Origin of the sequence: Geobacillus lituanicus (assembly GCF_050994965.1) — a bacterium.
In the GTDB taxonomy this organism is placed as follows: domain Bacteria; phylum Bacillota; class Bacilli; order Bacillales; family Anoxybacillaceae; genus Geobacillus; species Geobacillus stearothermophilus.
The window spans coordinates 227,534-240,175 of record NZ_CP194773.1; the positions used below are offsets into that span (position 1 = coordinate 227,534).

Annotated in this window: 12 protein-coding genes; all 12 read right to left on the bottom strand. The window is 57.7% G+C overall.

The annotated features are described in order from the left end of the window. Positions 1-132 precede the first annotated feature (132 nt). The 12 genes from murA to ACR1UW_RS01100 all read right to left on the bottom strand — a co-directional run bounded on the left by murA (position 133) and on the right by ACR1UW_RS01100 (position 12,591). Positions 133-1,437, bottom strand: a complete 1,305-nt coding sequence (gene murA / locus ACR1UW_RS01045) for a UDP-N-acetylglucosamine 1-carboxyvinyltransferase (protein WP_033011774.1) — start codon at positions 1,435-1,437, stop codon at positions 133-135. Positions 1,438-1,468: 31 nt separating this feature from the next. After that, positions 1,469-2,224 carry a YwmB family TATA-box binding protein gene (locus tag ACR1UW_RS01050; RefSeq protein ID WP_033011772.1) on the bottom strand — a complete coding sequence of 252 codons (756 nt, stop codon included), beginning with the start codon at positions 2,222-2,224 and terminating at the stop codon, positions 1,469-1,471. A 276-nt stretch (positions 2,225-2,500) separates the two neighbouring features. Next, entirely contained in the window at positions 2,501-2,740 is a 240-nt protein-coding gene (locus tag ACR1UW_RS01055; RefSeq protein WP_033011771.1) for a DUF1146 family protein, read from the bottom strand. Positions 2,741-2,852: 112 nt separating this feature from the next. After that, the gene (gene nuoN / locus ACR1UW_RS01060) at positions 2,853-4,346 is read right to left on the bottom strand and encodes an NADH-quinone oxidoreductase subunit NuoN (RefSeq protein WP_033011770.1); all 1,494 of its coding nucleotides are present in this window, start codon (positions 4,344-4,346) and stop codon (positions 2,853-2,855) included. 5 nt (positions 4,347-4,351) lie between these two features. Next, entirely contained in the window at positions 4,352-5,893 is a 1,542-nt protein-coding gene (locus ACR1UW_RS01065) for an NADH-quinone oxidoreductase subunit M (RefSeq protein ID WP_033011768.1), read from the bottom strand. Further along, entirely contained in the window at positions 5,890-7,743 is a 1,854-nt protein-coding gene (gene nuoL, locus ACR1UW_RS01070) for an NADH-quinone oxidoreductase subunit L (protein ID WP_033011767.1), read from the bottom strand. The genes ACR1UW_RS01065 and nuoL overlap by 4 nt, the downstream gene beginning before the upstream one ends. 18 nt (positions 7,744-7,761) lie before the next feature. After that, a complete protein-coding gene (gene nuoK / locus ACR1UW_RS01075; RefSeq protein WP_033011766.1) occupies positions 7,762-8,067 on the bottom strand; it encodes an NADH-quinone oxidoreductase subunit NuoK in 306 nt (101 codons plus the stop codon). Beyond that, positions 8,064-8,585, bottom strand: a complete 522-nt coding sequence (locus ACR1UW_RS01080; protein WP_033011765.1) for an NADH-quinone oxidoreductase subunit J — start codon at positions 8,583-8,585, stop codon at positions 8,064-8,066. The genes nuoK and ACR1UW_RS01080 overlap by 4 nt, the downstream gene beginning before the upstream one ends. Then, complete coding sequence (nuoI, locus tag ACR1UW_RS01085; RefSeq protein ID WP_025949605.1) at positions 8,582-9,001, bottom strand: NADH-quinone oxidoreductase subunit NuoI; 420 nt, start codon at positions 8,999-9,001, stop codon at positions 8,582-8,584. The genes ACR1UW_RS01080 and nuoI overlap by 4 nt, the downstream gene beginning before the upstream one ends. Positions 9,002-9,262: 261 nt before the next feature. Further along, a complete protein-coding gene (gene nuoH / locus ACR1UW_RS01090) occupies positions 9,263-10,264 on the bottom strand; it encodes an NADH-quinone oxidoreductase subunit NuoH (protein WP_033011763.1) in 1,002 nt (333 codons plus the stop codon). Next, complete coding sequence (locus tag ACR1UW_RS01095) at positions 10,261-11,361, bottom strand: NADH-quinone oxidoreductase subunit D (RefSeq protein WP_033011809.1); 1,101 nt, start codon at positions 11,359-11,361, stop codon at positions 10,261-10,263. The genes nuoH and ACR1UW_RS01095 overlap by 4 nt, the downstream gene beginning before the upstream one ends. A 3-nt stretch (positions 11,362-11,364) precedes the next feature. After that, on the bottom strand, positions 11,365-12,591 hold the full coding sequence (locus ACR1UW_RS01100; RefSeq protein WP_498935351.1) for an NADH-quinone oxidoreductase subunit C: 1,227 nt from the start codon (positions 12,589-12,591) through the stop codon (positions 11,365-11,367). Between the last annotated feature and the right edge of the window lie 51 nt (positions 12,592-12,642).

Sequence of the window (12,642 nt, forward strand, 5' to 3'; positions counted from 1 at the left end):
ACGGGCGGATGCGCGCCCTCCTCCGTGCAGCTGAAAGCGGAGAGCCGGCGTTGGCCGGCCAGGCGGGGCGAGAGAATGCAAAAAACGACCATTCCCCGCCGAAACAGGCAGTTCACGGTCGTTTTTTCGCCATTATCCGTTCCATTCGATCGCTTGGATCGGGTCGAGTTGTTCTGTTTCTTCCCGAACGCGTTCAATGTCAGCGCCAAGCGCGGCCAGTTTTTCATGAAAGCGGACATAGCCGCGGTCAAGATGACGAAGCTCGGTCACGCGCGTGTAGCCGTCCGCCGCAAGTCCAGCCAAAATCAAAGCGGCGGCAGCGCGCAAATCGGTGGCCGCTACTTCAGCGCCTTGCAGCTGGCACGGACCGTTAATAATGACAGAGCGCCCTTCAATTTTAATATCAGCGTTCATCCGGCGGAATTCTTCCACATGCATGAAGCGGTTTTCAAAGACGGTCTCGGTGACCATGCTCGTGCCTTCCGCTTTTAACAGGAGCGCCATCATTTGCGATTGCATGTCAGTTGGAAAACCTGGGTATGGCATCGTTTTAATGTCGACGGCTTTCAACGTTTCCGGACCGATGACGCGCACACCGTTTTCTTCTTCGATAATCGTCACGCCCATTTCTTCCATTTTGGCAATGAGCGAACTTAAATGCTCGGGAACCGCTCCTTGCACGAGGACGTTGCCGCCGGTGATGGCGGCTGCCACCATAAAGGTGCCAGCTTCAATGCGATCCGGGATGACGGTGTGGGACGTGCCGACAAGCTCGTCGACCCCTTCAATGCGGATTGTGCCAGTGCCGGCGCCGCGCACTTTGGCGCCCATCGCGTTCAAAAAGTTCGCCAAATCGACAATTTCCGGCTCTTTGGCGCAGTTTTCGATCACGGTTGTACCTTCCGCGAGCACCGCGGCCATCATAATATTTTCCGTTGCCCCAACGCTTGGAAAGTCCAAGTATACTTTGGCGCCGCGGAGACGGCCGTTCACTTCTGCATCGATAAAGCCGTTGCCGACTTTCACGGAGGCGCCCATTGCTTCAAATCCTTTTAAATGTTGATCGATCGGGCGCGAACCAATGGCACAGCCACCCGGCAAGGCGACGCGGGCTCGGCCGTTGCGGGCCAACAGCGGCCCCATGACGAGCACGGAAGCGCGCATTTTCCGCACATATTCAAACGGCGCTTCCACCGTCAGCGGAGCGGTCGCATCGACCGTTACCGTATTGCCGGCGATTTGCACATCGGCGCCTAAATAGCGGAGCACCTCACTGATTGTATATACATCGGAAAGAGCAGGCACATCATGAATCGTACTAGTTCCTTTTGTCGCTAATAAGGTGGCAGCGATGACGGGCAAAACGGCATTTTTTGCGCCTTCCACTTTGACGGTGCCGCTCAACCGGTTTCCGCCACGGACGATGATCTTTTCCAAGGTATTCCCCTCCGCGTCCAATTTCTCTATATTAATATTCAATGGTAATGATTGGGGTTCCAACAACGACGCGCGTCTTGCCGCCCAATCTTTCCCTCAAGGCGAGTTGCAGGTTGATCGGCTGTTGCTTGGCGGCCGGGAGAACGTTCTTCCACTGCCCAGTATATGCAGACAGGGAAACGAATGACTCTTCCCGCAGCCACTCGACCGGTTTCGCTTGAAAGTCGCGCACCAGCCGAGAAGCCTGATCGAACAAACCACCTTTCATATTACCATTGAACTCGCCTTCAATACAAGCATAAAATGTAGGGTCGTTCACAAATAGGCCGTTCGTCTTCATTTGAATGCGGCGTGCTGCTTCTTTCCACCCAATCCGGCTCCATTTGGGGCCCGTTGCTTCATAGAGGATATACGTTTGCGGCGTACCGTTTGTGACGGTCATCACGAGCTGGATTTGTTCTTGGAAGAAGGCGTGCTCGTTTTTGCCGATCGCTTTTTGCCAATGTCCGCTTTTGGCAAACGACCAGTGAAACGAACGATATGTTTGTTTCAATTCCGCCATTTTTTTGAAAAAGTCCGCATCATTTTGAATATCGTGGGCATACTCTCTTGTGTAAATGACCCAGCGGCCAAGCGAAGCACCGTGTTGCGCCAGCGTGTGCGCCATCGTTTCCATCGGTTTTGACCATTCGTCCCCCTGCGCGCCTTCCGTCCGGTATTGCCAGGCGGCGAAAAACAGGCTGGCCAGCATGAGCGCCAACAGCCATTTCATCCGGTTTTTTCTCATCTTCGTTCCCTTCCTCTCCTTACTTGTTATTGTTGCCACCAGGACAGGGAACATACGTCCAAAAAATCGACAACCGGCGATTTTTGAAATCGTTTTCATGCATAAAAATAGAGTGGACGGATCGTCCACTCGGCCGAAAAAGACCCGGCCACCCATGCAGATCAATGGCGCCATATGGAAGATGCGTCGGCAGCGCGCGGCCGATCGCATAGCCTGTTGCGGCCAAAACGAGCGTGTCGGCGGCATGAAGCCTGCCCTGCCGCGGACGGGGCGCTGCTAGTCGCGAAACAAATACGGCAAATCGGTCGACCATGCCCAATAGTCGAGGAAAAAGTTCGCAACCGTTGAGCCGATCGCAATCGTCAATAAAATGTACAGCAGCCGCCCTTGGACGACGCGGTTCGGCTTCAGAAGCACTTCAAGCCGGACAGCTTGCAGCGTCCACCACGTCACCGCCATGAACACTAAATGAATGATAATCGACAGCAGCGCCTGTTGACCGATGATGGGCATCACCGCGCTCCACCTCCTCCTAAACCATGCAAACGTCCCCCATCCTCTTGATGAGGCGCTTTCCCCTCTGTTCAACAAAAAAGAGGAGAGGGTTCCCTCTCCCCTTATTGTACCGTTACGGCAAAAAATCGCCAAAGTGGCCGAACTGGGCGAGCACATCGTAGGCAAGCCCCGGCATCCAGCCGATCACCAGCGTTCCGAGCGCGCATACGACGACAGCGGCCGACAGCCCGGCCGGCAGCCGGCCAAGCGGCGCGAGGGAAGCCGGACGGAAAAAGAGTTGAACGAGCAAATTGAAGTAGTATACATACGAGATCACCGTCGTCACCGCCATCACCGCCGCGAGCACGTAATGGCCCGGCTCGGTGACGACAAGGCCGATGAACAAATAGAGCTTGGCGATAAAGCCGGCCGTCCCCGGAATGCCGGCGAGCGAGAGCAAGAACAGCCCGAGGGCTGCAGCGAGCAGCGGGCGATGGCGGTACAAGCCGGACAGCCCATCGAAATCATCGGAGCCGGTCTGGTGCGCGATATGCGCAACGATGGCAAACGCCCCGATGTTCATAAACACATAAGCGAGCAAGTAAATCCAAAGCGAATCGATCATCGCCCACGACATCGCGGCAACCCCGGCGAGCAAGTAGCCGGCGTGGGCGATGCTTGAATAGGCGAGCAGCCGCTTTAGGCTCCGCTGCCGGAGCGCTACAACGTTGCCGACGATCATCGTCAATCCGGCCAAAACGGCGATCACCGGCTGCATCGACAACAAGAGCGACGACGGATCCCGACCGGCAGCCGGCGCGGCGGCAAACATCGTCACAAACAGGCGGAGCAAAAGGATGAAACCCGCCGCTTTCGACACGACGGCAAAAAACGCTGTCGCCGGAACCGGCGCCCCTTCATATACATCCGGCGCCCACATATGAAACGGAACGGTCGCCAGCTTAAACGAAACGCCGATCAACAAAAGGAGAAAGGCGAAACCGAGCACGTACGGCTCGTTCGTCTCTTGCAGCCGGCGCGCAATGTCGCCCAGGTTTGTCGTTCCAGTCAAACCGAACACATAGCTCATGCCAAACAGCATGATAGCGGTGGCGATGCCGCCGTTAATGACGTATTTGAGCGCCGCCTCGTTGGACGCCGTTGCCGTTTTGCGCAAACCGGCCAAAATGTAAGACGAGACCGTAAGCAGCTCGATGCTGACAAACAGCGTCAACAAATCGCCGCTTGAGGCCACCATCATCGCCCCAAGCAAGGCAAACAGCATCATGTAGGCAAATTCGCCGCGGTAGCGGCCGCCTTCTTTCGGCTCCCAATCGACGACCAGCAGCAAGGCGAGCGCTCCTCCAGCCAGCAGGATGAGCTTGAATGCCTTGGCAAACCCATCGAGCCGGAACGTATCATGCAAAATCGAAACCGGATCGGCCGGAATCATCGCCGCCGTCGCCGCCAACGCAATGACAGCGGCAGCCGCCGCGCCCCAGGCGAGCGGGCGGCGGCTTCTTTCGCTCGGCATCGCCAAATCGATCAACAACAGCACAACCGCCGCCGCAAGGATGACCCATTCGGGCGCCATCATGCCCCAATTTGCCTGCCATACGTCGTTCATATCGATCAACCTCCTAATCCGTTCATCATCGTCTCAAGCGCGGCGGCGAGCGGCGCCGCCAACAGCTGCGGATAGACGCCAACCGCCACAATCAAAGCGACGAGGATGAACGCTGGCACGGCTTCTTTTGCGCGCAAGTCGGCAGCATCCCTTTGCGCTTCACGCAAACTGGGCGCCTGCGGCTCACGAGTGCGGCCGAACGTAATCTCAAGCACGGCCCGCAGCGAATAGACGGCGGCAAAAATCAGTCCGAGCGCCCCGGCGGCCGCCAACGCCGGCTTCGTGGCAAACAGCCCGAGAAAAGCGGTGAATTCGCCGACAAATCCGGCAAGGCCCGGCAAGCCGAGCAAGGCGAGCGCGGCGGTTAACAAGTACCCGGAAAAGACCGGCATCGCTTTCGTCAGCCCTCCAAGGCGGTTCAGTTCGGTCGCCCGCATCCGCTCCGTGAGAATGCCAACGAGCAAAAACGACAAGGCGGCGATCAGTCCGTGGGCGACCGATTGAAAGACCGCTCCTTGGATGCCGGCTTCATTGAGCGCCCCGAGTCCGACGAGCACCACGCCCATGTGCGACACGCTTGAATAGGCGAGCACATGTTTCAACTCGCTCTGCCGGAGCGCCAACAGCGCGCCGTACAATACGTTTATGACTCCCACCACCGCGATGGCGCCAGCAAACGTGCGAAACTCGTCCGGAAACAAGCCGATCCCGAAGCGGATCATCCCGTACGCCGCAATCTTCAACAGCACCCCGGCGTGAAGCATGACGACCGGCGGCGGCGCTTCGACGTGCACGCGAATGAGCCAGCGGTGAAGCGGAACGGCCGGCAGCTTGACGGCAAACGCCAACAACAGCCCGCCAAGCAGCCAATGCCGCCCCTCTTCGGTGAGCGGGGCGATCAGCTGCCCTTGAGCGACCGGGTTATGTAACATCTCACGGAGCAACGCGAAGTTTGCGGTCCCGGTGCGGGCGACAAGGACGGCGATCACAACAAGCAGCAGCGCCGAGCCGAGCCCGTTATACACCAAGTAGCCGTAGGCCGCCCGTTCGCGCTCAAACCCGCCCCATTTGCCGACAAGCAAAAACATGGCGACAAGCGTCACTTCGAGGAAGAGGAAAAACCAGATGAAATTGGCGGCGGCAAATACGCCGAGCATGCCGATCTCCAATGCGAGCAGCCACATAAAATATCCTTTTTTCTCCGCTTTGACCAACAAGGACGCGGCAGCCGCCAAAGTCGCCAACACGGCGGTCAAGACGAGAAACACAAGCGCCAGCCCATCGATGCTGAGCTCATAGCGGATCACATACGCTGCATCCGTTAAAAACGGAAGGTTGGCAAGCCGCACCCAATCGTGCGCCTCATCGAGCTGCTCAAGGCGAAAGCCGCGCCCCGACTCGATGAAGGCAAACAGCGCCAAAAAGAGCGGCGGCACGGTGGCGGCGGTTCCGAGCCATTGAATCGTTTTCGTATCCGTTTTGCGGACAAACGCTAATAAAAGGATGCCTAACAGCGGTGAAAAGACAAGCAGCGATAAAAAGATCATAGCCAGTCTCCCCCTGTCAACGCGAAGATGACGACCAAAATCGCCAATCCGGCCACCGTCACCGCTCCATACGTCTGCGCTTGCCCGTTTTGCCCGCGCGAGCCGGCGGACGCAGCCGAGCCGACGATGCCGGCGGCAAGCCGGGCGAGCCCTTCTACAAGGAAGCGGTCGACATACGCAAGCAGGCGGCTAACGAATGACACGAACGCCACAATCGTCCACCGGTATAGTTCATCGATGTAATAGCGATGGCGCAACAATTCATACGTGTGCGGAGCGCGCGCCGACAGCCAGTCGCGCGGCACTGCCCGCTTCCCATACATGAGCCAGGCAAGGAAAATCCCGGCGAGCGACACAATGGTCGCCACCACCGCGATCCATCCTGGCGCCGCTTCATGATGGTAGGATCCGTCCGTCAGCCACTCGCCGAGAAACGAACCGAACCACGGCGTTTGAATGTACCCAGAAGCGACCGACAGCACGCCGAGCACCGCCATCGGCCCGACCATGGACGCCGGCGCTTCATGTGCCTCGCCTTGATGACGCGCCGGCCCGGCAAAGACGAGGAAAAAGAGCCGGAACATATAAAACGACGTCAACAATGCGGCCGCAACCGCGAGCCAAAAGAGGAGGCGCGGCCCGTTCGTCCAGGCGGCGGCCAAAATTTCGTCCTTGCTGAAAAAGCCGGCAAACAGCGGAACGCCGCTGATCGACAGCGCCCCGACCAAAAAGAGCGGCGCGGTCCACGGCAGCCGCCGCCAAAGTCCGCCCATCTCTTCGATGTTTTGCGTATGGACGGCGTGAATGACGCTGCCGGCGGCCAAAAAGAGCAACGCTTTAAAAAAGGCATGCGTCGTCAAATGGAAGATGGCGGCGACATAACTGCCCGACCCGAGCGCGAGCATCATATAGCCGAGCTGGCTGACGGTCGAATAGGCGAGAACGCGCTTAATATCCGTCTGCACCAATCCGATCGTCGCGGCAAAAATGGCCGTCACCCCGCCGACCACCGCGACGGTCATCATGGCTGCCTCGCTTGCTTCATAAAGCGGAAACAACGCGGCGACGAGGTACACCCCGGCCGCCACCATCGTCGCAGCGTGGATGAGCGCCGACACCGGCGTCGGCCCTTCCATCGCATCCGGGAGCCACGTATGGAGCGGAAACTGCCCGGACTTGCCGATGGCGCCAATAAAAATGAGAATAGCCGCAAGAGTCGTCATTCCCGGCGACAGCGTGCCGTCGCCGACAGCGCGGAAAATGTCGTCGTAATCGAAGCTTTTCGTCTGCCAAAACAAGAGCAGCATGCCGATGAAAAAGCCGACATCGCCGACGCGCGTCATAATGAACGCTTTTTTCGCTGCTGCCTTCGCTTCTTCTTTGTCATAATAGAAACCGATCAGCAAAAACGAGCCGAGCCCGACGAGCTCCCAAAACATGTACGCCTGCAGCAAGTTCGGCGACAGCACAAGCCCAAGCATCGCAAACGTAAACAGCCCTAAGTACGCATAAAAGGTCGAAAACCGCTCGTCTCCCGCCATATACCCTTGCGAATAAATATGGACGAGCCAGCTGACAACCGCAACGACTGCGAGCATCCAGGCGTTTAACGCCGTAACGGAAACCCCGGCTGTGAGCGTCACGTCGCCGACGGTCATCCATGTCCAATTCACCTCATGCGTCGTCCCGCCGAGGCGGTCGGCGAGCACACCAATGGCCGCCAGCATCGACAGCAACGTAGCCGCGATGCCGACATAGGCGCTCGCTTTCCCCCATTTCCGCCCAAACAACAGCAGCAAGACAAATGAACAAAGCGGGAAGAGCGGCACAACCCAAGCTAGGTTCATCATCGTTCCCCATCCCCTTTTCTAATGTTTCAATGAATTGGCTTCATCGACTTGAACCGTCTTCCGGTTGCGGTAAAAAGCGATGAGCGCCGCCAAGCCAACGGCTGCTTCCGCCGCCGCCACGGCGATCGCAAACAGCGCGAATACATGCCCGTGAACGCCGGGATGGGGGCCGTATTTGGCAAAAGCCACGAAATTGAGGTTGACCGCGTTTAACATCAGTTCAATACAAATGAGCACAATGACCGTATTTCGCTTCGTCAGCGCCCCATACAAGCCGATGCAAAACAAGATGAGCGCCAACGCCAAGTAAGCCGATAACGTCATTCGTCCCCCGCCTCCTTGCCGTCTTTTTTCGCCAGCACAATCGCCCCGACCAAGGCGACGAGCAAAATGACGGACACGATTTCAAACGGGACTGTGTAATACGAGTACAGCCATTTGCCGATCTCCCGTGCGTTGTCGCCGGCGAGTGCGCTGCCGTCGGCGCCGAAATCGAGGCGGCGGATGCCGAAGTAGACGGCAAGGCCAAAGGCGATAACCGAGATGGCGGCAACAGCCCGATGCCAGACGCCGCCGGTCGTTTGGCGCTCCGTGTCGTCGGCGTGATGGCGCGTCAACATGATGGCAAACAGCATGATGATCGTAATGGCTCCCGAATAAATCAACACTTGCACGACAGCGACGAACTCGGCCGACAGCAGCACATACAGCCCGGCAATGCCGAAAAACGTCGTGACGAGGGCGATGACCATATGGACGACGTTTGTCAGCTGGAGCATCGTCACCCCGCCGGCAATCGCCGCGAGGGCGAGCAGGAAAAAGGCGATGTCGGTTCCGCTCACGGCTTATTCTCCCTTCTTACGTTCGTATCGTTTTCATCCAGCCAGGCCAAATCTTTGTACAACGCATCGCGGCTGTATTCGGCGAGCTCGAAGTTGTTTGTCATGACGATCGCTTCCGTCGGACACACTTCAGTGCATAAGTCGCACAAAATGCAAATTTCGAAGTTAATATTGTACGTCTCAATCACTTTTCCTTTTTTCGTCGGATCCGGATGCTTCTTCCCAGTCAGCTGGATGCATTCGGTCGGGCAAATGTTCACGCATTGGTTGCAGACGATGCATTTTTCCGGATAAAATTTTTGAATGCCGCGAAACCGGTCCGGGAGCGGGAGCGGTTCGTGCGGGTAATCGTACGTCACTTTTTCACGCGTCAGCTCTTTTAACGTATACGCCAATCCTTTCATTAATCCGATCATCGGTCTCCCCCTCTCATGGGAACATGGCGTTCCGGCATAACCGTCCCCTAAAGCGCAGGGCGGCCATGCACATCAGCGCGGCTGCCTCCTTGCCTAAGCCGGATTGGGCCTCGTCCGCTTTTCGATTTAGAAGGCCGGTGACAAACTGCTGTCACGAGCAAATCAACGGCATTTCGCCAAAAAAGAAGGCTGATTCCACAGTTTTTCTCTAATTGAGAAACAGGTGGAGCTAGCAGTATTTTGTACTAAATCACCAACCTCTTAGAAAAACCACGACTTGATCAGCGCCGTCAGCACAATGTTGACGAGCGAAAGCGGAAGCAACACTTTCCAGGCGAACTCCATCAGCTGGTCGGCGCGCACGCGCGGAAACGTCGCCCGAAACCAAATGAGGACGAAAACAACTGCACAAAATTTCAACGCAAACCAAACCGCTCCGGGAATCCAGCCGAGAAACGCGACCGGATGCCAGCCGCCGAGAAACAAAATCGTGATCAGCGCCGCCATGGCAAACATGTACACATACTCGGCAAGCATGAAAAACGCCCATCGGAATCCCGAATATTCAACATGAAACCCTGCGACAAGCTCGGACTCCGCCTCCGGCAAGTCAAACGGCGTCCGGTTCAATTCCGCCACCGCTGCCACAAAGAAAATCAAAAAGGCGAGCGGTTGGGCGAAAATGAACCATAGATCGTCTTGCGCTTTCACAATGTCCACTAAGTTCATGCTTCCGGCCAAAAGCACGACGCCAAGCGCTGACATGACGAGCGGAATTTCATACGAAATCATTTGCGCCGCCGCGCGCATGCCGCCAAGCAGAGCGTATTTGTTGTTCGACGCCCAGCCGCCGGCGACAACGCCGATGGTCGTCAAGCCGGAGACAGCGATATAATACAGAAGGCCGACGCCGATATCGGCGAACCGGAATGAATCGGTAAACGGCAATACCGCCAGCACCATAAACGACGGCGTAAAGGCGATGATCGGCGCCAACACGTACAGCGGACGGTCGGCTGCTTTCGGGATCGTATCCTCTTTCAAAAGCAGCTTCAACACATCGGCAACGGTTTGCAACAGTCCGAAGCGGCCGCCGACCTGGTTCGGGCCGATGCGCCCTTGCATAAACCCCATCACTTTCCGCTCGGCCAAAATGCCGTATGTGACAAACCCGAGCACGACCGCCAAAAGCAACGCCCCAAGCCCGAAAAACAGGGCGATGTTCGACCAACTTGGCGTCGATTCAAGCCATTGCTCCATCATCCATCGACCTCCCCGAGCACAATGTCAATCGACCCGAGAATGGCAATGACATTGGCCAAGTTTTGCCCTTTGAGCAACTTCGGGAGTATTTGCAGATTGTAAAACGACGGACGCCGGAATTTGAGGCGGTACGGCTCCTTTTTGCCGTCGCTCGCAATATAGCAGCCGATCTCGCCGCGCGGCGCCTCGATGCGGACGAACGTCTCGCCCGGCGGCGCTTTTATGATGCGGGGCACTTTTCCCATGATCGGCCCCTCAGGCGGAAATTGCTCGCACGCCTGCTCGATGATGCGAAGCGACTGCTCAATTTCCGCCATCCGGCATTCATAGCGGGCAAGGCAGTCGCCGCCCTCGCGCACCGGCACATCAAACTCAAAGCGGTCATAGATTGAATACGGTTCATCTTTGCGCAAATCCCATTTGACGCCGGTCGACCGCAAGTTGACGCCGCTGAGCGAATAGCTGATCGCTTCTTCTTTCGTATACCGCCCGACGCCTGTTACGCGCTCGCGGAAAATTTCATTGCCGGTGACGAGGTCGTGGTAGCCGGCCAATTTCTCCCGCATGTACGGGACAAACTGCTTCACTTTGTCGATCCAACCGTCCGGCGCGTCCCATTTAACGCCGCCGATGCGCATGTAGTTGAACGTCAGCCGCGCCCCGGACAGCTCATTTAATAGATTAATAATCATTTCGCGTTCGCGGAATGCATACAAAAACGGGCTTGTCGCACCAAGATCGAGCAAATACGTCCCCCACCAAACGAGGTGGCTGGCGATCCGCCCGAGCTCCATCGCAAGAACGCGCAAATACTCGGCCCGCTCCGGCACTTCAATGCCCATCATCGTTTCGACCGCATGGCAAAGCACATAGTTGTTCGTCATCGCCGACAAGTAGTCCATCCGGTCGGTGTACGGGATGATTTGCGTGTATTGCAGCCCTTCGGCGATTTTTTCCGTCCCTCGATGCAAGTAGCCGATGACCGGCGTCGCCTCTTGAATGATCTCGCCGTCAATTTTTAAAATGAGGCGGAACACCCCGTGCGTGCTCGGATGCTGAGGGCCGACGTTTAAAATCATTTCTTCTGTGCGCAGCATCATCTACACCTCCGCATCATACGGCTCATAATCTTTGCGCAGCGGATGTCCGACCCATTGTTCGCCGAGGAAGATTCGAATCAAGTTCGGGTGTCCGCGGAAACGGATGCCAAGCAAATCGTACGCCTCGCACTCCGGCCAGTTCGCCCCCGGCCAAAGCGGGACGAGCGAATCGACTTCCGGGTTGTCGCGCTCGATTTTGACTTTCAACGCCACCGGCTGCCGGTTCGGATAGGAATACAAATGGACGTACACTTCCATGTGCGTCTGAAAATCGGTTCCGTGCAGCTCGGACAAGTAGTCAAACCGGAGCTGTTCATTGTATTTTAAAAACTCGGCTACTTTGTAGTACGCCTCTTTGGGAACAACAAGCGTCGGCACGTCTTTCGCCAGCCGGTTGATGTATGCATCCTCGAGCACGTCCGAACCGAGATGCTCATGAATGATGCGGACATATTTCTCAAGCAGCGGATCGTTCGGCGATGGAGCGGCATACCGTCCGGTTCCTCCGTCAGTTTCTTCGGCCTTTGTCCGGGCGGCCGCTGCCGCTTTTTGTTTCGCCCCCTCATCGCCAGCGCCGCCTTGTTGCTTCGCCAAGGCCGCCGCCCGCGCTTTTGCCGCGGCCGCAGCTTTCGCTTTCGCCGCGGCGGCCGCTTTTTGCTTGGCTAGCTCGTCATCGTCGCCCGACGCTTCAGCGGCTTTTTGTTTGGCTAATGCAGCAGCTCTCGCCTTCGCGGCCGCAGCTGCCTTTTTCTTCGCCAACTCAAGATCATCCTCCGCACCGCTTTCCGCCGCCTCGCGCTGTCTCCGCAGTTCCGCCGCCCTCGCCCGCGCTTCTTCCGCCGCTTTCTTCTTCGCCGCCTCAAGGTCGTCCCCGGCCCCCGCTCCCGACGCCGCCGCCTCGCGCTGACGACGCAGTTCGGCCGCTTTCGCCCGTGCTTCCTCCGCCGCCTTTCTCTTCGCCGCCTCAAGGTCGTCCCCGGCCCCCGCTCCCGACGCCGCCGCCTCGCGCTGACGACGCAGTTCGGCCGCTTTCGCCCGCGCTTCTTCCGCCGCTTTCTTCTTCGCCGCCTCAAGGTCGTCCCCGGCCCCCGCTCCCGACGCCGCCGCCTCGCGCTGACGACGCAGTTCGGCCGCTTTCGCCCGCGCTTCTTCCGCCGCTTTCTTCTTCGCCGCCTCAAGGTCGTCCCCAGCCGCCGCTCCCGACGCCGCCTCGCGCTGACGACGCAGTTCGGCCGCTTTCGCCCGCGCTTCTTCCGCCGCTTTCTTCTTCGCCGCCTC

Excerpts from the sequence above, each read along its gene's own strand:
- ACR1UW_RS01095 (WP_033011809.1), bottom strand. The coding sequence starts at position 11,361 with ATGCTGCGCACAGAAGAAATGATTTTAAACGTCGGCCCTCAGCATCCG.
- nuoH (WP_033011763.1), bottom strand. The coding sequence starts at position 10,264 with ATGATGGAGCAATGGCTTGAATCGACGCCAAGTTGGTCGAACATCGCC.
- ACR1UW_RS01050 (WP_033011772.1), bottom strand. The coding sequence starts at position 2,224 with ATGAGAAAAAACCGGATGAAATGGCTGTTGGCGCTCATGCTGGCCAGC.
- ACR1UW_RS01065 (WP_033011768.1), bottom strand. The coding sequence starts at position 5,893 with ATGATCTTTTTATCGCTGCTTGTCTTTTCACCGCTGTTAGGCATCCTT.
- nuoN (WP_033011770.1), bottom strand. The coding sequence starts at position 4,346 with ATGAACGACGTATGGCAGGCAAATTGGGGCATGATGGCGCCCGAATGG.
- nuoL (WP_033011767.1), bottom strand. The coding sequence starts at position 7,743 with ATGATGAACCTAGCTTGGGTTGTGCCGCTCTTCCCGCTTTGTTCATTT.
- nuoI (WP_025949605.1), bottom strand. The coding sequence starts at position 9,001 with ATGATCGGATTAATGAAAGGATTGGCGTATACGTTAAAAGAGCTGACG.
- nuoK (WP_033011766.1), bottom strand. The coding sequence starts at position 8,067 with ATGACGTTATCGGCTTACTTGGCGTTGGCGCTCATCTTGTTTTGCATC.